Origin of the sequence: Salmonella sp. WC3 (genome assembly GCF_042932255.1) — a bacterium.
Classification (GTDB): Bacteria; Pseudomonadota; Gammaproteobacteria; order Enterobacterales; family Enterobacteriaceae; genus Salmonella; species Salmonella enterica.
In genome coordinates, this window is record NZ_CP170629.1 from 454,205 (window position 1) to 476,732 (window position 22,528).

General features: G+C 51.9%; 19 protein-coding genes, 1 tRNA gene, 3 rRNA genes and 1 pseudogene. 16 read left to right on the forward strand and 8 right to left on the reverse strand.

From position 1 onward, the window contains the following. Positions 1 to 48: 48 nt before the first annotated feature. Positions 49 to 252: pseudogene (locus ACFK9X_RS02150) on the forward strand (alternative ribosome-rescue factor A); the annotation flags it as partial. A 1-nt stretch (position 253) separates the two neighbouring features. Here ACFK9X_RS02150 and mscL read toward each other — a convergent pair. The 5 genes from mscL to def all read right to left on the reverse strand — a co-directional run bounded on the left by mscL (position 254) and on the right by def (position 5,020). Then, positions 254 to 667: a large-conductance mechanosensitive channel protein MscL gene (gene mscL, locus ACFK9X_RS02155; protein ID WP_000008119.1), complete on the reverse strand. Its 414-nt coding sequence runs from the start codon at positions 665 to 667 to the stop codon at positions 254 to 256. 141 nt (positions 668 to 808) lie between these two features. Next, complete coding sequence (gene trkA / locus ACFK9X_RS02160; protein ID WP_000691374.1) at positions 809 to 2,185, reverse strand: Trk system potassium transporter TrkA; 1,377 nt, start codon at positions 2,183 to 2,185, stop codon at positions 809 to 811. A 21-nt stretch (positions 2,186 to 2,206) separates the two neighbouring features. Then, positions 2,207 to 3,496, reverse strand: coding sequence for a 16S rRNA (cytosine(967)-C(5))-methyltransferase RsmB (gene rsmB, locus ACFK9X_RS02165; protein ID WP_000744594.1), 1,290 nt, complete (start codon positions 3,494 to 3,496; stop codon positions 2,207 to 2,209). A 51-nt stretch (positions 3,497 to 3,547) separates the two neighbouring features. Then, entirely contained in the window at positions 3,548 to 4,495 is a 948-nt protein-coding gene (gene fmt / locus ACFK9X_RS02170; protein ID WP_151115396.1) for a methionyl-tRNA formyltransferase, read from the reverse strand. Positions 4,496 to 4,510: 15 nt separating this feature from the next. Next, positions 4,511 to 5,020: a peptide deformylase gene (gene def / locus ACFK9X_RS02175; RefSeq protein ID WP_000114987.1), complete on the reverse strand. Its 510-nt coding sequence runs from the start codon at positions 5,018 to 5,020 to the stop codon at positions 4,511 to 4,513. Positions 5,021 to 5,151: 131 nt separating this feature from the next. Between def and dprA the strand changes: the two genes are divergently transcribed. From dprA to ACFK9X_RS02205, 6 genes are read left to right on the forward strand one after another with little or no spacing between them, the layout of a single operon-like run. Next, positions 5,152 to 6,276 (forward strand): DNA-protecting protein DprA, encoded by a 1,125-nt coding sequence (dprA, locus tag ACFK9X_RS02180; RefSeq protein WP_000124529.1) that lies wholly within the window; start codon positions 5,152 to 5,154, stop codon positions 6,274 to 6,276. Then, a complete protein-coding gene (smg, locus tag ACFK9X_RS02185; RefSeq protein WP_000460663.1) occupies positions 6,248 to 6,721 on the forward strand; it encodes a DUF494 family protein Smg in 474 nt (157 codons plus the stop codon). The genes dprA and smg overlap by 29 nt, the downstream gene beginning before the upstream one ends. Positions 6,722 to 6,747: 26 nt before the next feature. Continuing rightward, on the forward strand, positions 6,748 to 7,290 hold the full coding sequence (locus tag ACFK9X_RS02190) for a type I DNA topoisomerase (RefSeq protein ID WP_151115399.1): 543 nt from the start codon (positions 6,748 to 6,750) through the stop codon (positions 7,288 to 7,290). A 4-nt stretch (positions 7,291 to 7,294) separates the two neighbouring features. Continuing rightward, on the forward strand, positions 7,295 to 7,867 hold the full coding sequence (gene tsaC, locus ACFK9X_RS02195) for an L-threonylcarbamoyladenylate synthase type 1 TsaC (RefSeq protein ID WP_151115400.1): 573 nt from the start codon (positions 7,295 to 7,297) through the stop codon (positions 7,865 to 7,867). 4 nt (positions 7,868 to 7,871) lie between these two features. After that, the gene (gene aroE, locus ACFK9X_RS02200; protein WP_151117886.1) at positions 7,872 to 8,690 is read left to right on the forward strand and encodes a shikimate dehydrogenase; all 819 of its coding nucleotides are present in this window, start codon (positions 7,872 to 7,874) and stop codon (positions 8,688 to 8,690) included. Further along, positions 8,687 to 8,953: a DUF1488 domain-containing protein gene (locus tag ACFK9X_RS02205; RefSeq protein ID WP_151115402.1), complete on the forward strand. Its 267-nt coding sequence runs from the start codon at positions 8,687 to 8,689 to the stop codon at positions 8,951 to 8,953. The genes aroE and ACFK9X_RS02205 overlap by 4 nt, the downstream gene beginning before the upstream one ends. Here the strand turns inward: ACFK9X_RS02205 and ACFK9X_RS02210 are convergent. Further along, the gene (locus ACFK9X_RS02210) at positions 8,920 to 9,474 is read right to left on the reverse strand and encodes a gamma carbonic anhydrase family protein (RefSeq protein ID WP_001285628.1); all 555 of its coding nucleotides are present in this window, start codon (positions 9,472 to 9,474) and stop codon (positions 8,920 to 8,922) included. The two genes, ACFK9X_RS02205 and ACFK9X_RS02210, sit on opposite strands and share 34 nt — an antisense overlap. A 113-nt stretch (positions 9,475 to 9,587) precedes the next feature. On the opposite strand from ACFK9X_RS02210, the gene ACFK9X_RS02215 reads away from it, so the two are divergent. From ACFK9X_RS02215 to rrf, 5 genes are all read left to right on the forward strand, one after another. Next, on the forward strand, positions 9,588 to 9,740 hold the full coding sequence (locus ACFK9X_RS02215) for a hypothetical protein (protein ID WP_000795911.1): 153 nt from the start codon (positions 9,588 to 9,590) through the stop codon (positions 9,738 to 9,740). 206 nt (positions 9,741 to 9,946) lie between these two features. Then, positions 9,947 to 11,488 (forward strand): 16S ribosomal RNA (locus ACFK9X_RS02220). Positions 11,489 to 11,573: 85 nt separating this feature from the next. Further along, positions 11,574 to 11,649, forward strand: a tRNA-Glu gene (locus ACFK9X_RS02225). Between the two features lie 193 nt (positions 11,650 to 11,842). Next, a 23S ribosomal RNA gene (locus ACFK9X_RS02230) occupies positions 11,843 to 14,930 on the forward strand. 196 nt (positions 14,931 to 15,126) lie between these two features. Continuing rightward, positions 15,127 to 15,242, forward strand: a 5S ribosomal RNA gene (gene rrf, locus ACFK9X_RS02235). The 16S, 23S and 5S rRNA genes sit together here with 1 tRNA gene alongside, the layout of an rRNA operon. Before the next feature lie 332 nt (positions 15,243 to 15,574). Here the strand turns inward: rrf and ACFK9X_RS02240 are convergent. After that, on the reverse strand, positions 15,575 to 16,012 hold the full coding sequence (locus ACFK9X_RS02240; protein ID WP_151115404.1) for an acetyltransferase: 438 nt from the start codon (positions 16,010 to 16,012) through the stop codon (positions 15,575 to 15,577). 156 nt (positions 16,013 to 16,168) lie between these two features. Between ACFK9X_RS02240 and metA the strand changes: the two genes are divergently transcribed. The 4 genes from metA to aceK all read left to right on the forward strand — a co-directional run bounded on the left by metA (position 16,169) and on the right by aceK (position 22,157). Further along, on the forward strand, positions 16,169 to 17,098 hold the full coding sequence (metA, locus tag ACFK9X_RS02245; RefSeq protein WP_001122767.1) for a homoserine O-succinyltransferase: 930 nt from the start codon (positions 16,169 to 16,171) through the stop codon (positions 17,096 to 17,098). A 268-nt stretch (positions 17,099 to 17,366) separates the two neighbouring features. Continuing rightward, positions 17,367 to 18,968 (forward strand): malate synthase A, encoded by a 1,602-nt coding sequence (aceB, locus tag ACFK9X_RS02250; RefSeq protein WP_001069371.1) that lies wholly within the window; start codon positions 17,367 to 17,369, stop codon positions 18,966 to 18,968. A gap of 31 nt (positions 18,969 to 18,999) precedes the next feature. Then, positions 19,000 to 20,304 carry an isocitrate lyase gene (gene aceA, locus ACFK9X_RS02255; RefSeq protein WP_000857874.1) on the forward strand — a complete coding sequence of 435 codons (1,305 nt, stop codon included), beginning with the start codon at positions 19,000 to 19,002 and terminating at the stop codon, positions 20,302 to 20,304. 101 nt (positions 20,305 to 20,405) lie between these two features. Next, entirely contained in the window at positions 20,406 to 22,157 is a 1,752-nt protein-coding gene (aceK, locus tag ACFK9X_RS02260) for a bifunctional isocitrate dehydrogenase kinase/phosphatase (protein ID WP_001137278.1), read from the forward strand. Here aceK and ACFK9X_RS02265 read toward each other — a convergent pair. Beyond that, on the reverse strand, positions 22,121 to 22,528 hold the full coding sequence (locus ACFK9X_RS02265) for an ASCH domain-containing protein (RefSeq protein WP_151117889.1): 408 nt from the start codon (positions 22,526 to 22,528) through the stop codon (positions 22,121 to 22,123). The two genes, aceK and ACFK9X_RS02265, sit on opposite strands and share 37 nt — an antisense overlap.

Genomic DNA, 22,528 nt, shown 5'->3' on the forward strand with positions numbered 1-22,528 from the left:
CCGGCGGGGCTACACTCGCGCCGTTAATTTATACAATCGGGAGACATTATGAGTCGTTATCAACATAAGAAAGGGCAGATAAAGGACAATGCCATTGAGGCATTACTGCACGATCCCCTTTTCAGGCAACGCGTTGAAAAAAATAAGAAAGGCAAAGGAAGCTATCTGCGCAAAGGTAAACACGGTAATCGAGGGAACTGGGAGGCCAGTGGCAAGAAAGTAAGTAACTTTTTTACCACTGGCCTTCTGCTTATTAAGAACGGTTATTTTGTTCTTTCAGCAGATCGCGGATTTCGCCCAATAACACTTCCTCTTTAGAAGGCGCTGGCGGAGCTGCCGGCTCTTCTGCTTTTTTACGGTTGAGTCTGTTGATAAGCTTAATGGCAACAAAGATAGCAAAGGCCACAATCACAAAATCAAATACGTTCTGGATAAACACGCCGTAATGCATGACGACCGCCGGAATATCTCCCTGCGCTTCGCGTAACGTAAAAGCAAATTGTTTAAAGTCGATCCCGCCGATTAACAATCCCAACGGCGGCATAATGATATCGGCAACCAGTGAAGAAACAATCTTACCGAATGCCGCGCCAATAATGACACCCACTGCCAAATCCACAACATTCCCGCGCATCGCGAATTCGCGAAATTCTTTAATAAAACTCATTTTTATTCTCCCTATGCAGCTGACGTTATAAGTTTAACAAATGCTAAGGCATTTTCCATTTACGGCTTCTGTTTAGCGAAATAAATTAAACCTTGATAAATAAAGGGAATTAAAAAGGGCACTGAATGAGCTCCCCTTAAATTAGAGGAAGAAAGGACTTGGCTGGAACAGACGTTCGACGTCGGTAATAAACTTTTTATCGGTCAAAAACATAATGACGTGATCGCCTTGTTCAATGCGCAAATTGTCATTAGCGATCATGACATCATTTCCACGCACCACCGCGCCAATAATGGTGCCTGGCGGCAGTTTAATTTCGTCAATGACGCGGCCAACCACGCGGGAAGTGCTTTCATCGCCGTGCGCGACGGCTTCGATGGCTTCGGCAACCCCGCGACGTAGTGAGGAAACGCCGACGATATCCGCTTTACGCACATGGCTCAGTAATGCAGAGATGGTGGCCTGCTGCGGAGAAATCGCAATATCTATAACGCTACCCTGCACAAGATCGACATAAGCGCGGCGCTGAATCAGCACCATCACTTTTTTGGCGCCCATCCGCTTGGCCAACATCGCGGACATGATATTGGCTTCATCATCGTTAGTGACCGCGATAAAGAGATCGACCTGATCAATATGCTCCTCCGCCAGCAATTCCTGATCGGAAGCGTCGCCAAAAAAGACGATCGTGTTTTGCAGTTTCTCAGCCAATTCTGCGGCGCGTTGTTGATCGCGTTCGATCAATTTAACGCTATAGTCTTTTTCCAGACGCCTTGCCAGCCCGGCGCCGATATTGCCGCCGCCCACCAGCATGATGCGCTTGTAGGGTTTTTCCAGACGCTGTAATTCGCTCATTACTGCACGGATATGCTGTGAAGCCGCAATAAAGAAGACTTCATCCCCTGCTTCCACGATAGTCGAGCCCTGAGGACGGATTGGTCTGTCATGGCGGAAAATTGCGGCAACGCGGGTATCGATATGCGGCATATGCTCTCGCATTGTCGAGAGCGCGTTACCTATTAGTGGACCGCCATAGTAGGCTTTTACTACTGCCAGACTGACTTTCCCTTCAGCAAAGTTTACAACCTGTAATGCTCCCGGATACTCGATCAGACGATAAATATTATCGATAACCAACTGCTCCGGCGCGATCAGATGATCAATCGGAACCGCTTCAGAATGAAAGAGTTTATCCGCATCGCGAACATAGTCCGGGGAGCGAATGCGGGCGATACGGTTTGGAGTGTTGAAGAGTGAATAGGCTACCTGACAGGCAACCATATTAGTTTCATCTGAACTGGTGACAGCGACCAGCATATCCGCATCGTCAGCGCCCGCTTCGCGCAACACGCGGGGATGCGAACCATGCCCCTGAACTACGCGTAGATCGAACTTATCTTGCAAACTGCGTAACCGTTCGCCGTTGGTATCAACCACCGTGATGTCGTTGTTTTCGCCGACCAGGTTTTCCGCCAGTGTTCCGCCAACTTGCCCTGCGCCCAGTATGATAATTTTCATCAGTCGTGGCCCGTTATCTCATCACTTCTTGATTAGCTTAGCGTAAAAGAACCCATCACCTTCTTCGCCGCCCGGCAGATTTTGCTGTCCTGGCTGATCAGGTGTTCCCGTTTCGCTGAGCGCGGCATCGGGAGTGCGTTGCAAAAAGGTTTTGATCTGATCGCGGTTTTCTTCCGGCAGTACGGAACAGGTGGCGTAAACCAGCGTCCCGCCAGGCTTCAGGCGCGGCCAGACGGCATCAAGAATTTCCGCCTGTAATTGCGCCAGTTCCGCGATATCGCGATCGCGACGCAGCCATTTGATATCTGGATGACGGCGAATGACGCCGGTTGCGGAGCAGGGCGCATCCAGCAGAATACGGTCAAACTGCTGCTCGCCGCACCATTGGGCGGGATAACGTCCATCCCCTTGTTTAACTGTCGCTTTCATCCCAAGACGCTTTAGGTTGTCGTAAACGCGGGAGAGTCGTTGTTCATCAATATCAACCGCCAACACGTCTGCTTCGGGGGCCACTTCGAGAATATGCGTGGTTTTACCGCCAGGCGCGGCGCACAAGTCTAAAATGTGCTCACCGTTCTGAGGAGCGAGAAAAACCGCACATCCCTGCGCAGAGGCATCCTGGACAGTTACCCAACCCTCAGCAAAACCGGGTAAAGCATGTACCGGAGCTGGCGTTTCCAGACGTACAGCGTCGGGATAATCGGGATGGGGATATCCCTTCATGCCTGCGTCTTCAAGTAAGCCAAGCCAACCGTCGCGGGTGTGGTGTGTACGATTTACACGTAGCCACATCGGTGGACGCTGGTTATTCGCTTCAATAATGTGTTGCCACTGTGTGGGGTAAGCATTTTGCAAACGCTTTACCAGCCAACCTGGATGTAAAAAGCGCGCATCGCTGGTCGCAAACTCATTAAGCAACGTTTCCTGCTGGCGCTGAAACTGGCGCAGGACGCCGTTAATTAACCCTTTCAACTGCGGACGTTTGATGGCGACCGCGCCTTCAACGGTTTCAGCCAGCGCCGCATGGGGAGGAACGCGGGTGTACAGCAACTGATAAAAGCCGACCATAATTAAGTAATGCACTGTACGCTGCTTGCCGGTCATTGGACGAGACATCAGCTTATTGATCAGCCATTCCAGCTGTGAAAGGGTGCGCAGGACGCCAAAGCACAGCTCCTGAAGTAGCGCTTTGTCTTTATCGGCGACTTTTTGTTGCAGCGGCGGGAGCACATTACTTAATGATTGTCCCTGTTCGACGACCAGTTCAACGGCCTGTGCTGCCAGACTACGTAAATTGTTTTGTTTTTTCATATGTATAAAATAAAAATGCCCGGTAACACCGGGCTTATAAAGACGTGACCGTCAGGCAAGACGGTTACCAGGAATAAACCATTCCCGGCGTGAATTTAACAGATCCTGGGCGCTCATTGCTTTTTTGCCGGCAGGCTGAAGCGAAAGCAAATTTAATATCCCCTTGCCTGTTGCAACCTGAATGCCCTGTTTCGTCGCGGCCAGAATGGTTCCCGGCAGCGACTGCGTGGCGTCCTCAATGACGGACGCCTGCCAGACTTTTACCGGCTGGCCGTCGATTTCCAGCCAGCTCATTGGCCACGGATTAAAGGCGCGAATGCAACGCTCCAGCTGTACTGCGGAGAGAGACCAGTCGATACGCGCTTCTTCTTTACTGAGCTTTTCCGCATGAGTGACCAGCGCTTCATTCTGCGCTTCAGGCGCCGCTGTGCCGTCCGCCAGTTGTTTTAGTGTGGTAATTAACCCCTGCGGGCCAAGCTCAGCCAACTTATTATACAGTGAGCCACTGGTATCTTCTGCGGTAATCGGGCACGCAAGTTTATACAGCATGTCGCCGGTATCCAGCCCTACATCCATCTGCATAATTGTGACGCCGCTTTCCGCATCGCCTGCCCAGAGTGAGCGCTGAATAGGCGCCGCGCCGCGCCAGCGTGGAAGCAGCGAACCGTGAACGTTGATACATCCGAGACGGGGCATATCCAGCACTGCCTTTGGGAGAATCAGACCATATGCTACGACAACCATGACGTCGGCATGTAAGTCAGCAACCAGTTGCTGGTTTTCCTGAGGACGAAGCGACACGGGCTGGAAAACGGGCAGGCCTTTTTCTTCCGCCAGCACTTTTACCGGGCTGGGCATCAACTTTTTGCCGCGACCTGCTGGACGATCGGGTTGGGTAAATACGCCGACAACGTTATGTCCAGAAGTTAACAGCGCGTCGAGATGACGCGCTGCAAAGTCAGGTGTACCCGCAAAAATAATACGTAGTGAATCTGACACGTTGGTTCTTGTCCTTTAAGCCCGGGCGTTCAGGCGGTCGAGTTTTTCTACTTTCTGACGAATACGTTGTTGCTTCAGCGGCGACAAATAATCGATAAACAGTTTACCGACCAGATGATCCATCTCATGCTGAATGCAAATTGCCAGCAAACCATCCGCTTCAAGCTCAAACGGGTTGCCGTCGCGATCCAGCGCGCGGATTTTCACTTTCTCGGCGCGCGGCACTAAAGCGCGCTGTTCCGGAATCGACAGACAGCCTTCTTCTATACCCGTTTCGCCACTTTTCTCCAGCAATTCCGGGTTAATGAGTACCAGGCGCTCGTCGCGGTTTTCCGAAACGTCAATCACGATGATCCGCTGGTGGATATCGACCTGCGTTGCGGCCAGACCGATACCTTCTTCCGCGTACATCGTTTCGAACATATCATCGACGATACGCTGAATTTCTGCATTCACTTCTTCAACCGGCTTTGCGACTTTGCGAAGGCGCTCGTCCGGAATATGTAACACTTGCAAAACTGACATAATTATCCAGAGTTGTGTTCAGGAGTTGAAAAGATTATTACCTCTATTCTAGACAAATCCCCACCTGATTGACAGCATCAGTGACCAATCGCAAAGATTGTTCAGACTGCTTGTGGCAGGGGAGGGAAAGGATGGCCCGTACCGAAATTTGGTTACGTTTAATGTACGTCGGCGACCTTTATGGCGAGGCGATGTTGAACATGGCGAATTCGCTTATTCGCCAGCCTCAGATAAATCGCACGCACCTTCAGGAGGCTGGTCTTACCGCGCGGCAAGCTGAACGTTTTTTACAGCTTCCAGCAGGTGTGCTTGATGAGACGTTACGCTGGCTTGAACTACCGCAGCACCATTTTCTGTGTGCGGATAGTGAAATTTATCCTCCCCAACTGCGTGCTATTGACGATTATCCCGGCGCTATTTTTATTGACGGCGATCCTGCCTGTCTGCATACCTGCCAACTTGCCGTCGTAGGGAGCCGGAGCCACTCCTGGTATGGAGAACGTTGGGGACGTCTGCTTTGCGAAAGCCTTGCGAAAAGCGGTTTGACGATCACCAGTGGCCTTGCCCGGGGAATTGATGGCGTAGCACACAACGCCGCGGTGAGTATGGGGGGAAAAAGTGTAGCGGTGTTAGGGAATGGCTTGGCAAAGATTTATCCTCGCCGACATGCCATGCTGGCTGAAAACTTGATTGCCACCGGCGGCGCAGTGGTCTCAGAATTTCCGCTTTCAACGCCTCCGCTACCGCAACATTTTCCTCGCAGAAACCGTATCATCAGCGGACTGAGCAAAGGCGTGCTGGTAATCGAGGCGGCGTTGCGCAGCGGTTCGTTGGTGACGGCGCGCTGCGCGCTTGAACAGGGACGGGACGTTTTTGCATTACCAGGTCCTATCGGTAGTCCGGGAAGCGAAGGCACGCACTGGTTAATTAAACAAGGGGCCACGCTTGTGACGACGCCGGAGGATATTCTGGAAAATTTGCAATACGGCTTACACTGGTTGCCAACTACGGCGGAAAATTCACTTTATTCACTAAATCAGGATGAGGCGGCATTGCCATTTCCTGAGCTCCTGGCTAACGTAGGAGATGAGGTAACACCTGTTGACGTCGTCGCTGAACGTGCCGGCCAACCTGTGCCAGCGGTAGTGGCTCAGCTACTCGAACTGGAGTTAGCAGGATGGATCGCAGCTGTACCCGGCGGCTATGTCCGATTAAGGAGGGCAAGCCATGTTCGACGTACTAATGTATTTGTTTGAAACATACATCCATAACGAAGCCGAGCTGCGCGTGGATCAGGACAGACTGGAGCGTGATCTCACCGACGCTGGGTTTGATCGCGAAGACATCTACAATGCGCTGCTGTGGCTGGAAAAACTCGCTGACTATCAGGATGGCCTCGCGGAACCCATGCAACTTGCTTCCGACCCTCTTTCAATGCGCATTTATACGGTTGAAGAGTGTGAAAGGCTTGATGCCAGTTGCCGGGGGTTCCTGTTATTCCTTGAGCAGATTCAGGTGCTAAACCTCGAAACACGAGAAATGGTGATTGAGCGTGTGCTGGCGCTGGATACCGCAGAGTTTGACCTGGAAGACTTGAAATGGGTTATTTTGATGGTGTTATTCAACATTCCGGGCTGTGAAAACGCCTATCAGCAAATGGAAGAATTACTCTTTGAGGTAAATGAAGGTATGCTGCATTGATAGGTGTTAATGCTGCATGAGTGAATATGGCTAAATCAGCACTGTTTTCGGTGCGTAAAAATGAGCCCTGCCCGCAGTGCGGGGCCGAACTGGTAATTCGTTCCGGGAAACATGGTCCGTTTCTCGGCTGTTCTCGCTATCCGGAATGCGATTATGTTCGTCCGCTGAAAAGTCAGGCGGACGGGCATATCGTTAAAATTCTGGAGGGGCAACTGTGTCCTGAGCGTGGCGCCGTACTGGTGCTGCGTCAGGGGCGCTTTGGCATGTTCATCGGATGCAGTCAGTATCCGCAATGTGAACATACAGTGGTTATTGATAAACCGGATGAAACGGCGATTGCCTGTCCAGCCTGCCAGCAAGGACATTTGGTCCAGCGCCGTTCTCGTTACGGAAAAATCTTTCATTCCTGCGATCGCTACCCGGAATGTCAGTTCGTCATTAACTTCACGCCGGTTGCGGGGGAATGCCCCGAGTGCCATTATCCGCTACTCATCGAAAAGAAAACCGCGCAGGGCGTGAAGCGCTTTTGCGCCAGTAAACAATGTGGAAAGCCGGTTCCGGTGGAATAAACAAGTGAATAATAACCTGCCAACAGGATCTATCGCCGTAGCGGTAGATCTCCTGAATAAAGAAAATGTCATCGCTTATCCAACAGAAGCCGTTTTCGGCGTCGGCTGCGATCCCGATAGTGAAACAGCCGTTACGCGCCTGTTGGCGTTAAAACAACGGCCCGTCGATAAGGGACTCATTTTGATTGCCGCCAGCTTTGAGCAGTTAAAACCTTATATTGATGACAGCATACTTACCGCCGCACAGCGTAAAGCAGTATTTGATTGCTGGCCCGGGCCGGTAACGTTTGTTTTTCCTGCGCCCGCGACAACGCCGCGGTGGCTCACGGGACGTTTTGATTCCCTGGCCGTTCGTGTTACCAACCACCCGCTGGTGGTCGCGCTATGCAATGCGTATGGCAAACCGCTGGTTTCCACCAGCGCCAATCTGAGCGGATTACCGCCATGTCGTACCGTTGAAGAGGTGCGTGCGCAATTTGGCGATGATTTTCCGGTGGTTGAAGGCGCAACGGGTGGGCGTTTAAATCCTTCAGAAATTCGCGATGCTCTGACGGGCGAACTGTTTCGACAGGGGTAATATGATGGAAACCTATGCTGTTTTTGGAAATCCGATTGCGCACAGCAAATCGCCATTTATTCATCAGCAATTTGCTCAGCAGCTAGATATTGTTCACCCCTATGGTCGCGTGCTGGCCCCTATTAATAATTTCATTAATACGCTTGATGCCTTTTTCGCGGCAGGGGGAAAAGGCGCAAACATCACAGTACCTTTTAAAGAGGAGGCGTTTGCGCGATCGGATGAGTTAACGGAACGAGCATCGCTGGCGGGAGCAGTCAATACATTAAAGCGGCTGGAAGATGGTCGTTTGCTTGGCGACAATACTGACGGTATCGGTTTATTAAGCGATCTCAAACGTTTAAATTTTATCCGCCCAGGATGGCGTATTTTGCTGATTGGCGCGGGCGGCGCATCCCGGGGCGTGCTGTTACCTCTGCTTTCTTTGGATTGCGCGGTCACTATCACCAACCGTACAGCTTCACGTGCCGAAGCGTTGGCGAAAATCTTTGCTCATACCGGCAGCGTTCATGCCACGGATATGGACAAGCTGGATGGTTGTGAGTTTGACCTAATTATTAATGCGACCTCCAGCGGCATACGGGGCGAAATCCCGGCGATACCAGCGTCACTTATTCACCCTTCCCTCTGTTGCTATGACATGTTCTATCAAAAAGGGAATACGCCATTTCTCTCCTGGTGTGTACAACAGAGCGCAAAACGCTACGCAGATGGGCTGGGAATGCTGGTGGGGCAGGCTGCACATGCCGTTTTGCTTTGGCACGGTGTATTACCGCAGGTCGAGCCAGTGATTGAGCAGCTACAGCAGGAATTATTAGCGTGAACCAGGCCATACAATTTCCTGACCGCGAAGAATGGGATACTGCCGCCAGCGCTGTCATCTTTCCCGCCCTGGTTAATGGGATACAACTCACGTGTGCAATAAAAAAAGATGTACTGGCGTATCGCTTTGGTGGAGAAACAGCGGAGCAATGGCTGGCCATTTTTCGTGAGTATCGCTGGGACCTGGAAGAAGAGGCTGAAGCATTAATCCTGGCCCAGCAGGAAGACGATCACGGTTGGATATGGTTATCCTGGGAAAGATAGTCGTCTTTCCATTTTACATAGTTATTGGCGGAGTACTGCAGGCCCGATCTCTCAGCATCGCTCAGGGGGCGGATCTGTTTTACCGGACTGCCAAGATATAAATAGCCGCTTTCCAGCCGTTTGTGCTGCGGCACCAGGCTTCCAGCGCCAATCATTACGTCATCTTCTATTATCGCGCCATCCAGCACAATGGAGCCCATACCGACCAGTACGCGGTTACCGATGGTACAGCCGTGCAGCATAACTTTATGGCCAACGGTAACATCTTCGCCAATGATTAATGGGTTGCCGTGTGGATTGGATGGAGACTTGTGGGTTACGTGAAGAACGCTGCCATCCTGAATGTTCGTACGAGCCCCTATCGCAACGTAATTCACATCGCCGCGAATCACCACAAGCGGCCAGATCCCGATATCATCCGCCAGACGGACATCACCAATAACCACGCTGCTGGTATCGATCATCACGCGCTGACCGATTTCAGGAAAAAGATCCTTATAAGGACGTAATGTGTCAGACATGTCTACCTCATCATAAATGAATAGTCATGAAGACTTTGGTTGCTTTAACGGCGTTGTGCAAGGGGAGATAGCATCAAAAAATCGCCACTTTGTGCAGGAATGGAGCGAAAGGGATGAAAAATCAACAAACAGAAAAAAAGATCCAAAAAACGCTTGTGCAAAAAAATGGGATCCCTATAATGCGCCTCCATCGACACGGCGGATGTGAATCACTTCACACAAACAGCCGGTCGGTTGAAGAGAAAAATCCTGAAATTCAGGGTTGACTCTGAAAGAGGAAAGCGTAATATACGCCACCTCTCAACGGTGAGCGAAAGCCGCGTTGCACTGCTCTTTAACAATTTATCAGACAATCTGTGTGGGCACTCGAAGATACGGATTCTTGACGTCGCAAGACGAAAAATGAATACCAAGTCTCAAGAGTGAACACGTAATTCATTACGAAGTTTAATTCATTGAGCATCAAACTTTTAAATTGAAGAGTTTGATCATGGCTCAGATTGAACGCTGGCGGCAGGCCTAACACATGCAAGTCGAACGGTAACAGGAAGCAGCTTGCTGCTTCGCTGACGAGTGGCGGACGGGTGAGTAATGTCTGGGAAACTGCCTGATGGAGGGGGGATAACTACTGGAAACGGTGGCTAATACCGCATAACGTCGCAAGACCAAAGAGGGGGACCTTCGGGCCTCTTGCCATCAGATGTGCCCAGATGGGATTAGCTAGTTGGTGAGGTAACGGCTCACCAAGGCGACGATCCCTAGCTGGTCTGAGAGGATGACCAGCCACACTGGAACTGAGACACGGTCCAGACTCCTACGGGAGGCAGCAGTGGGGAATATTGCACAATGGGCGCAAGCCTGATGCAGCCATGCCGCGTGTATGAAGAAGGCCTTCGGGTTGTAAAGTACTTTCAGCGGGGAGGAAGGTGTTGTGGTTAATAACCACAGCAATTGACGTTACCCGCAGAAGAAGCACCGGCTAACTCCGTGCCAGCAGCCGCGGTAATACGGAGGGTGCAAGCGTTAATCGGAATTACTGGGCGTAAAGCGCACGCAGGCGGTCTGTCAAGTCGGATGTGAAATCCCCGGGCTCAACCTGGGAACTGCATTCGAAACTGGCAGGCTTGAGTCTTGTAGAGGGGGGTAGAATTCCAGGTGTAGCGGTGAAATGCGTAGAGATCTGGAGGAATACCGGTGGCGAAGGCGGCCCCCTGGACAAAGACTGACGCTCAGGTGCGAAAGCGTGGGGAGCAAACAGGATTAGATACCCTGGTAGTCCACGCCGTAAACGATGTCTACTTGGAGGTTGTGCCCTTGAGGCGTGGCTTCCGGAGCTAACGCGTTAAGTAGACCGCCTGGGGAGTACGGCCGCAAGGTTAAAACTCAAATGAATTGACGGGGGCCCGCACAAGCGGTGGAGCATGTGGTTTAATTCGATGCAACGCGAAGAACCTTACCTGGTCTTGACATCCACAGAACTTTCCAGAGATGGATTGGTGCCTTCGGGAACTGTGAGACAGGTGCTGCATGGCTGTCGTCAGCTCGTGTTGTGAAATGTTGGGTTAAGTCCCGCAACGAGCGCAACCCTTATCCTTTGTTGCCAGCGGTTAGGCCGGGAACTCAAAGGAGACTGCCAGTGATAAACTGGAGGAAGGTGGGGATGACGTCAAGTCATCATGGCCCTTACGACCAGGGCTACACACGTGCTACAATGGCGCATACAAAGAGAAGCGACCTCGCGAGAGCAAGCGGACCTCATAAAGTGCGTCGTAGTCCGGATTGGAGTCTGCAACTCGACTCCATGAAGTCGGAATCGCTAGTAATCGTGGATCAGAATGCCACGGTGAATACGTTCCCGGGCCTTGTACACACCGCCCGTCACACCATGGGAGTGGGTTGCAAAAGAAGTAGGTAGCTTAACCTTCGGGAGGGCGCTTACCACTTTGTGATTCATGACTGGGGTGAAGTCGTAACAAGGTAACCGTAGGGGAACCTGCGGTTGGACACCTCCTTACCTGAAAGAAACGGTCTTTGCAGTGCTCACACAGATTGTCTGATGAAAAGTAAATAGCAAGGCGTCTTGCGAAGCAGACTGATACGTCCCCTTCGTCTAGAGGCCCAGGACACCGCCCTTTCACGGCGGTAACAGGGGTTCGAATCCCCTAGGGGACGCCACTTGCTGGTTTGTGAGTGAAAGTCACCTGCCTTAATATCTCAAAACTGACTTACGAGTCACGTTTGAGATATTTGCTCTTTAAAAATCTGGATCAAGCTGAAAATTGAAACACAGAACAACGAAAGTTGTTCGTGAGTCTCTCAAATTTTCGCAACACGATGATGAATCGCGAGAAACATCTTCGGGTTGTGAGGTTAAGCGACTAAGCGTACACGGTGGATGCCCTGGCAGTCAGAGGCGATGAAGGGCGTGCTAATCTGCGATAAGCGCCGGTAAGGTGATATGAACCGTTATAACCGGCGATACCCGAATGGGGAAACCCAGTGTGACTCGTCACACTATCATTAACTGAATCCATAGGTTAATGAGGCGAACCGGGGGAACTGAAACATCTAAGTACCCCGAGGAAAAGAAATCAACCGAGATTCCCCCAGTAGCGGCGAGCGAACGGGGAGGAGCCCAGAGCCTGAATCAGCATGTGTGTTAGTGGAAGCGTCTGGAAAGGCGCGCGATACAGGGTGACAGCCCCGTACACAAAAGCGCATGTGCTGTGAGCTCGATGAGTAGGGCGGGACACGTGGTATCCTGTCTGAATATGGGGGGACCATCCTCCAAGGCTAAATACTCCTGACTGACCGATAGTGAACCAGTACCGTGAGGGAAAGGCGAAAAGAACCCCGGCGAGGGGAGTGAAAAAGAACCTGAAACCGTGTACGTACAAGCAGTGGGAGCCCCACCACTAAGCCAGTGGTGAACTCCACATACGCATCCTTTGCTGAGGATACGGTTAACGGAGCGAAAGCGACGTTCAACCTCAAAAGAAGCAGAGGGGGCTTAGTGGTGGGGTGACTGCGTACCTTTTGTATAATGGGTCAGCGACTTATATTCTGTAGCAAGGTTAACCGAATAGGGGAGCCGCAGGGAAACCGAGTCTTAACCGGGCGTTAAGTTGCAGGGTATAGACCCGAAACCCGGTGATCTAGCCATGGGCAGGTTGAAGGTTGGGTAACACTAACTGGAGGACCGAACCGACTAATGTTGAAAAATTAGCGGATGACCTGTGGCTGGGGGTGAAAGGCCAATCAAACCGGGAGATAGCTGGTTCTCCCCGAAAGCTATTTAGGTAGCGCCTCGTGAATTCATCTCCGGGGGTAGAGCACTGTTTCGGCTAGGGGGCCATCCCGGCTTACCAACCCGATGCAAACTGCGAATACCGGAGAATGTTATCACGGGAGACACACGGCGGGTGCTAACGTCCGTCGTGAAGAGGGAAACAACCCAGACCGCCAGCTAAGGTCCCAAAGTCATGGTTAAGTGGGAAACGATGTGGGAAGGCCCAGACAGCCAGGATGTTGGCTTAGAAGCAGCCATCATTTAAAGAAAGCGTAATAGCTCACTGGTCGAGTCGGCCTGCGCGGAAGATGTAACGGGGCTAAACCATGCACCGAAGCTGCGGCAGCGAACGTATCACTTAAAGCGATTCAGCGGGTTACGATTGACGGAGCGAAGCGACGTCAAAGCGTATACAAAGTCGAGTCGGTTTAAGGATACGTTCGTTGGGTAGGGGAGCGTTCTGTAAGCCTGTGAAGGTGTGTCGTGAGGCATGCTGGAGGTATCAGAAGTGCGAATGCTGACATAAGTAACGATAAAGCGGGTGAAAAGCCCGCTCGCCGGAAGACCAAGGGTTCCTGTCCAACGTTAATCGGGGCAGGGTGAGTCGACCCCTAAGGCGAGGCCGAAAGGCGTAGTCGATGGGAAACGGGTTAATATTCCCGTACTTGGTGTTACTGCGAAGGGGGGACGGAGAAGGCTATGTTGGCCGGGCGACGGTTGTCCCGGTTTAAGCGTGTAGGTGTGTGTTCCAGGTAAATCCGGTTCACTTTAACACTGAGGCGTGACGACGAGGCACTACGGTGCTGAAGCAACAAATGCCCTGCTTCCAGGAAAAGCCTCTAAGCATCAGGTAACATCAAATCGTACCCCAAACCGACACAGGTGGTCAGGTAGAGAATACCAAGGCGCTTGAGAGAACTCGGGTGAAGGAACTAGGCAAAATGGTGCCGTAACTTCGGGAGAAGGCACGCTGACACGTAGGTGAAGTGATTTACTCACGGAGCTGAAGTCAGTCGAAGATACCAGCTGGCTGCAACTGTTTATTAAAAACACAGCACTGTGCAAACACGAAAGTGGACGTATACGGTGTGACGCCTGCCCGGTGCCGGAAGGTTAATTGATGGGGTCAGCGCAAGCGAAGCTCCTGATCGAAGCCCCGGTAAACGGCGGCCGTAACTATAACGGTCCTAAGGTAGCGAAATTCCTTGTCGGGTAAGTTCCGACCTGCACGAATGGCGTAATGATGGCCAGGCTGTCTCCACCCGAGACTCAGTGAAATTGAACTCGCTGTGAAGATGCAGTGTACCCGCGGCAAGACGGAAAGACCCCGTGAACCTTTACTATAGCTTGACACTGAACATTGAGCCTTGATGTGTAGGATAGGTGGGAGGCTTTGAAGTGTGGACGCCAGTCTGCGTGGAGCCGACCTTGAAATACCACCCTTTAATGTTTGATGTTCTAACGTGGACCCGTTACCCGGGTTGCGGACAGTGTCTGGTGGGTAGTTTGACTGGGGCGGTCTCCTCCTAAAGAGTAACGGAGGAGCACGAAGGTTGGCTAATCCTGGTCGGACATCAGGAGGTTAGTGCAATGGCATAAGCCAGCTTGACTGTGAGCGTGACGGCGCGAGCAGGTGCGAAAGCAGGTCATAGTGATCCGGTGGTTCTGAATGGAAGGGCCATCGCTCAACGGATAAAAGGTACTCCGGGGATAACAGGCTGATACCGCCCAAGAGTTCATATCGACGGCGGTGTTTGGCACCTCGATGTCGGCTCATCACATCCTGGGGCTGAAGTAGGTCCCAAGGGTATGGCTGTTCGCCATTTAAAGTGGTACGCGAGCTGGGTTTAGAACGTCGTGAGACAGTTCGGTCCCTATCTGCCGTGGGCGCTGGAGAACTGAGGGGGGCTGCTCCTAGTACGAGAGGACCGGAGTGGACGCATCACTGGTGTTCGGGTTGTCATGCCAATGGCACTGCCCGGTAGCTAAATGCGGAAGAGATAAGTGCTGAAAGCATCTAAGCACGAAGCTTGCCCCGAGATGAGTTCTCCCTGAGACTTTAAGTCTCCTGAAGGAACGTTGAAGACGACGACGTTGATAGGCCGGGTGTGTAAGCGCAGCGATGCGTTGAGCTAACCGGTACTAATGAACCGTGAGGCTTAACCTTACAACGCCGAAGATGTTTTGGCGGATGAGAGACGATTTTCAGCACTGATTCAGAGTTGAGTACGCAATAATTTGCGCAGCAGCAAGGCGGCAAGCGAAGGAAAGGAAGGAGCATACAGAAGTATGTGACTGAGTTTACGAGCGCAGGCAACGCCGCTGATGCGATAAAGAATTGCGTACAGAGCACAAAGAATTTGCCTGGCGGCACTAGCGCGGTGGTCCCACCTGACCCCATGCCGAACTCAGAAGTGAAACGCCGTAGCGCCGATGGTAGTGTGGGGTCTCCCCATGCGAGAGTAGGGAACTGCCAGGCATCAAATAAAACGAAGGGCCCTGTCGGAAGACAGGGCCTTTTGTTTTATTTGTGGTCTGCCGGTGAGCACTCTCCTGAGGAGGACAAATCCGCCGGGAGCGGATTTGAACGTTGCGCAGCAACGGCCCGTAGGGTGGCGGGCAGGACGCCCGCCATAAACTGCCAGGCATCAGACAAGTGAAGAAGCCCGTCCGTCTGGACGGGCTTCTTTGCGTGTGTGGTAACTGTAAAAATGTAGGCCTGATAAGCGCAGCGCCATCAGGCAACCGGCACCGCCGGATGGCAGTTTCGCCTTATCCGGCCTGTATGCACTTATCAGGCAGCACCACTACTCACGGATAAATTAAATTCAACAATGGATACGGTTTCCCAAGATCGTCAACCTCCGAACGTCCCGTCACCTTAAATCCCATTTTCTTATAAAATCCAACAGCTTGTGTATTTTGCTCGTTAACATTGGTTGTCAACCCCGGCGCCAGTGTTAACGCATGTTCAACTAATCTCTTACCGATACCCTGACCACGCACGTCCGGATCGACAAACAGCGCATCCATATGTTCGCCGGTAAGCAGCATAAATCCTACCGGCTCATCCTGATCGGTCACGGCAACCCATAGTGGCGCTTCTGGCAGAAAATCGCTCACCAGCTCTTCCAGTTCGGCCCGATAAGCGTTTGACAGAAAATCGTGCGTGGCATCGACTGAGCGACGCCAGATCGCAATCAGTTTTTCCCCTTCCTCATGCCTTGAACGGCGAATGTTAATTATCATCTTCACTCCTTTTTTGCTTACTTCTATTCTAATGCAAATGCTGTCGTGAAACTTTCTCACCTTGAACTTGCAGACTCGACATTCGCCTGATTTCTGAGTATCTTCAGCTATCTGGATGTCTAAACGTTTAAACGTATGTCGTGAGGTTATCAGGTTATGCCGATTCGCGTGCTGGACGAGCTACCCGCCGTCAATTTTTTACGTGAGGAGAATGTCTTCGTCATGACGACTTCTCGCGCATCAGGTCAGGAAATTCGCCCGCTAAAGGTACTTATCCTTAACCTGATGCCGAAGAAGATTGAAACGGAAAATCAGTTTCTGCGCTTGCTATCGAACTCGCCATTGCAGGTCGATATTCAACTGCTGCGGATAGATGCCCGCGAGTCGAGGAACACGCCAGCCGAGCATCTGAACAACTTTTACTGTAACTTCGACGATATCTGCGATCAGAACTTTGATGGGCTTATCGTGACCGGAGCGCCGCTGGGTCTGGTGGAGTTTAATGACGTGGCTTACTGGCCGCAGATTAGGCAGGTGCTGGAATGGGCGAAAGATCACGTTACTTCGACGCTATTTGTCTGTTGGGCCGTCCAGGCTGCACTCAATATTCTTTATGGTATCCCTAAGCAGACCCGTACAGATAAACTTTCCGGCGTCTATGAACATCACATCCTTCATCCTCATGCTCTGTTAACGCGTGGTTTTGATGATTCGTTTCTTGCGCCACACTCACGCTATGCCGATTTCCCGGCGGCGCTAATACGGGATTATACGGATCTTGAAATTCTGGCCGAAACAGAAGAAGGGGATGCGTACCTGTTTGCCAGCAAAGATAAACGTATTGCGTTTGTCACCGGTCATCCTGAATATGACGCTCATACGTTAGCGGGTGAATATTTTCGTGACGTTGAGGCCGGGTTAAATCCGGAGGTTCCGTACAACTATTTCCCAAAAAACGATCCGCAAAACATACCGCGCGCAACCTGGCGCAGCCACGGTAATTTACTGTTTACTAACTGGCTCAACTATTATGTCTACCAGATTACGCCATATGATCTGCGTCACATGAATCCAACCCTGGATTAATCTTCTGCTTCTGACGATCCTAAAGCGTTTCAGCATGTTGAATCAGGCACCTTCGGGTGCCTTTTTTATTTCCGAAACGCACCTCATCATGTAATTAAATTTAATTTATATTGTTATCAATAGGTTAATGCATAATTAAATTAAAAATGGAAATTGTTTTTGATTTTGAAATTTAATTGAGTAGTCTTAGTTGTGTTGAACGAAAAGCGCACAGTGATCCTTCGTTCGCATTGGGGATGTATCTGGATCAACAACGAGGAGCTGCATGATGAATCCACAGGCAACCACAACTGATGAATTAACCTTTACCAGGCCGCAAGGCGAGCTGGAAAAGCAAGTCCTGACCGCTGAAGCAGTCGAGTTTTTGACGGAGTTAGTCACCCGTTTTACGCCAAAACGCAATAAACTCCTGGCTGCACGTATCCAGCAACAGCAGGATATTGATAACGGTAAGTTGCCTGATTTTATTTCGGAAACCACTTCCATTAGAGAAAGTAATTGGCAGATTCGTGGTATTCCGGCGGATTTACAGGATCGCCGAGTAGAAATTACCGGGCCGGTTGAACGTAAAATGGTGATTAATGCCCTGAACGCAAATGTGAAAGTGTTTATGGCGGATTTTGAAGACTCGCTGGCGCCGGACTGGAATAAAGTTATTGATGGTCAAATCAACCTGCGTGATGCGGTGAACGGCACCATTAGCTATACCAACGAAGCCGGAAAAATCTATCAGCTCAAGCCCGATCCGGCCGTATTGATTTGTCGTGTACGTGGTCTACATCTGCCAGAAAAACATGTTACCTGGCGGGGGGAAGCCATTCCCGGCAGCCTGTTTGATTTTGCTCTGTACTTTTTCCACAACTATAAAGCGCTGCTCGCTAAAGGTAGCGGCCCGTATTTTTACCTGCCGAAAACGCAAGCCTGGCAGGAGGCAGCCTGGTGGAGTGAAGTTTTCAGCTACGCCGAAGACCGCTTTAACCTGCCGCGCGGTACGATCAAAGCGACCCTGTTGATTGAAACGCTGCCGGCTGTTTTCCAGATGGATGAGATTCTTCATGCGCTGCGTGATCATATCGTCGGTCTCAACTGTGGTCGCTGGGATTATATTTTCAGCTATATCAAAACGTTGAAAAATCACCCGGATCGCGTCTTGCCGGACAGGCAGGTGGTAACGATGGACAAACCGTTTCTGAGCGCCTACTCGCGCCTGCTGATCAAAACCTGCCACAAGCGCGGCGCGTTCGCGATGGGCGGTATGGCGGCGTTTATCCCGAGCAAAGACGTTGAACGCAACAATCAGGTCCTTGCCAAAGTGAAAGCGGATAAAGCGCTGGAAGCGAACAACGGCCACGACGGCACGTGGATTGCGCATCCCGGGTTGGCGGATACCGCAATGGCCGTCTTTAACGAGGTACTGGGCGAGCACAAAAATCAGCTGTTCATTACCCGTGATGAAGATGCGCCGATTACCGCTGAACAGTTACTGGAGCCATGTGAAGGCGAACGCACAGAAGCGGGAATGCGCGCCAATATTCGCGTGGCAGTGCAGTACATTGAAGCGTGGATCTCCGGCAATGGCTGTGTACCGATTTACGGTCTGATGGAGGATGCCGCGACGGCGGAAATCTCACGAACCTCTATCTGGCAGTGGATTCACCATGAGAAAACACTGAGCAATGGAAAACCCGTAACGAAAGCGCTTTTCCGCGAAATGTTGGCGGAAGAGATGCGGGTAATCCAGGACGAACTGGGCGAGCACCGCTACAGCAGCGGGCGCTTCGACGATGCCGCACGTCTGATGGAGCAAATCACCACCTCAGATGACTTAATCGACTTCCTCACCCTGCCGGGCTATCGCTTACTGGCTTAATTCACCACATAACAATATGGAGCATCTGCACATGAAAACCCGTACTCAACAAATCGAAGAATTACAGAAAGAGTGGACACAACCGCGCTGGGAAGGCATCACCCGCCCGTACAGCGCGGAGGAGGTGGTGAAATTACGCGGCTCGGTTAACCCGGAATGCACGCTGGCGCAGCTCGGCGCAGCGAAAATTTGGCGGCTGTTGCACGGTGAAGCGAAAAAAGGCTATATCAACAGCCTTGGCGCGCTGACTGGCGGTCAGGCGTTGCAGCAGGCGAAAGCCGGTATTGAGGCGATTTATCTTTCAGGCTGGCAGGTAGCGGCAGATGCCAACCTGGCATCCAGCATGTATCCGGATCAATCGTTGTACCCGGCAAACTCTGTTCCGGCGGTAGTGGATCGGATCAACAACACTTTTCGTCGTGCAGATCAGATCCAGTGGGCATCCGGTATTGAACCCAATGATCCGCGCTATGTGGATTACTTCCTGCCGATCGTTGCTGATGCGGAAGCCGGTTTTGGCGGCGTTCTGAATGCCTTCGAACTGATGAAATCGATGATTGAAGCCGGTGCAGCGGCCGTTCACTTCGAAGATCAGCTGGCGTCGGTGAAGAAATGCGGCCATATGGGCGGCAAGGTGCTGGTCCCCACGCAGGAAGCGATTCAGAAACTGGTTGCTGCGCGTCTGGCCGCTGATGTGATGGGTGTCCCGACGCTGGTGATTGCGCGTACCGATGCGGATGCGGCAGATCTGATTACTTCCGACTGCGATCCCTATGACAGCGGTTTTATTACCGGCGAACGCACCAGCGAAGGTTTCTACCGCACCCATGCGGGCATTGAGCAGGCGATCAGCCGCGGTCTGGCGTATGCCCCGTATGCCGATCTGGTATGGTGCGAAACTTCTACGCCGGATCTCGAACTGGCGCGTCGTTTTGCCGATGCTATCCACGCGAAGTATCCGGGCAAACTGCTGGCCTATAACTGTTCGCCATCCTTCAACTGGCAGAAGAATCTGGACGACAAGACCATTGCCAGCTTCCAGCAGCAGTTGTCGGACATGGGTTACAAATACCAGTTTATTACCCTGGCGGGCATCCACAGCATGTGGTTCAACATGTTCGACCTGGCGCATGCATACGCGCAGGGCGAGGGCATGAAACACTATGTTGAGAAGGTTCAACAACCCGAGTTCGCCGCGGCGAAAGACGGCTACACCTTTGTTTCCCACCAGCAGGAAGTGGGTACTGGTTACTTCGACAAAGTTACCACCATTATTCAGGGCGGCGCGTCATCCGTTACCGCGTTAACGGGTTCCACCGAAGAATCGCAGTTTTGATTGATGCCCGGTGGCGCTGCGCTTACCGGGCCTACAGATAGCGTAGGCCGGATAAGCGAACGCGCCATCCGGCATGACGTGGTGCCGGATGAGGGAAAAAAATGCCGCGTGGCCTGGAATTACTGATTGCTCAAACCATCCTGCAAGGCTTTGATGCGCAGTATGGTCGATTTCTGGAAGTGACTTCCGGCGCGCAGCAGCGTTTTGAACAGGCCGACTGGCACGCCGTCCAACAGGCGATGAAAAGCCGTATCCACCTCTATGATCATCATGTGGGTCTGGTGGTGGAGCAACTGCGCTGTATTACCGATGGCAAAAGTACCGACGCGGATTTCCTTTTACGCGTTAAAGAGCATTACACCCGGCTGTTGCCGGATTACCCGCGCTTCGAGATTGCGGAGAGCTTTTTCAACTCCGTTTATTGCCGGTTATTTGACCACCGCTCGTTAACACCCGAGCGGTTGTTTATTTTCAGTTCGCAACCGGAGCGTCGCTTCCGTACTATCCCGCGCCCGCTGGCCAAAGACTTCTTTCCCGATCACGGTTGGGAGACTCTGTTGATGCGCATGCTCAGTGACTTACCGCTGCGTCTGCCCTGGCAGAATAAAAGCCGGGATATCCGCTATATTATCGCGCACCTGACTGAAACACTGGGCGAGGACGCGCTACCTCGCTGTCATGTCCAGGTGGCGAATGAGTTGTTTTACCGTAATAAAGCGGCCTGGCTGGTAGGTAAATTAACCACACCTGACGGTACGCTGCCGTTTTTATTGCCGATTCATCGCACTGATGAGGGGGAACTGTTTGTCGATACCTGCCTGACCACCACGGCAGAAGCGAGCATTGTGTTTGGTTTTGCCCGCTCTTATTTTATGGTGTATGCGCCGCTGCCTGCCGCGCTGGTTGAGTGGTTGCGTGAAATCCTGCCGGGTAAAACCACTGCCGAACTGTATATGGCGATTGGCTGCCAGAAACATGCGAAAACCGAAAGCTACCGCGAATATTTATGTTATCTGACTGAAAGCGATGAGAAATTCATTGAGGCGCCTGGCATCCGCGGCATGGTGATGCTGGTGTTTACCCTGCCAGGTTTCGACCGGGTATTTAAAATCATTAAAGACAAATTCGCCCCGCAGAAAGAGATGTCTGCCGCCCATGTGCGTGCCTGTTATCAACTGGTAAAAGAGCATGATCGCGTCGGTCGTATGGCGGATACCCAGGAGTTTGAGAATTTCGTACTGGATAAACGGCAAATCGATCCGGCGCTGATGGCGCTGTTACGGCAAGAAGTGCCAGAGAAGATTACCGATCTTGGGGAACATATCGTCATTCGCCATCTCTATATTGAACGTCGCATGGTGCCACTCAATATCTGGCTAGAACAGGTAGAAGGCCAGCAGTTGCGCGATGCGATAGAAGAATATGGTAATGCGATTCGCCAGCTTGCCGCCGCTAATATTTTCCCCGGCGATATGTTGTTTAAAAACTTTGGCGTTACCCGTCATGGCCGCGTGGTGTTCTACGACTACGATGAAATTTGCTACATGACGGAAGTGAATTTCCGCGATATTCCGCCAGCGCGTTATCCGGAAGACGAACTGGCCAGCGAACCCTGGTATAGCGTCTCGCCGGGTGATGTTTTCCCGGAGGAGTTTCGCCACTGGCTGTGTGCCGATCCGCGTATCGGGCCATTGTTTGAAGAGATGCATGCCGACCTGTTTCGCGCCGATTACTGGCGCGCGCTACAGACGCGTATTAAAGAAGGGCATGTAGAAGATGTGTATGCCTATCGTCGCCGCCAGCGCTTTAGCGTGCGTTACGGCGCGATCTCAAGTACGGCGAACTCTTCGTAAACCAGTTCCATCTCCGGCGACCAATTACCCTCGCGCTCAAAAAAGGCCCGGTGTGCCGCTTGCCAGTACGCCAGGCTAAGATCGCCTTCGCCTTCCAGTGCGGCGAGAACGGCGCTCATCTCGTTAAAACGGATCAGCCTGAGCGCCAGCGTGCGTATGACGCACACGGCGTCGCCTGTGCCGTTGAGCACAATGTGATATGACCCAGGCGTGACAGGGGGCTGCTCTTTCTGATAGCTAACCAGCGAGCTACAGGTGCCACGCTTTTTACCGGCGACCACTAGCGCCGCCAGCTCGTCGGCCAGCGCCGGCGAATCACTGAAAGACCAACAGAAGGCCTGTGGGTACTTCTCCTGCCAGTATAATTTCAG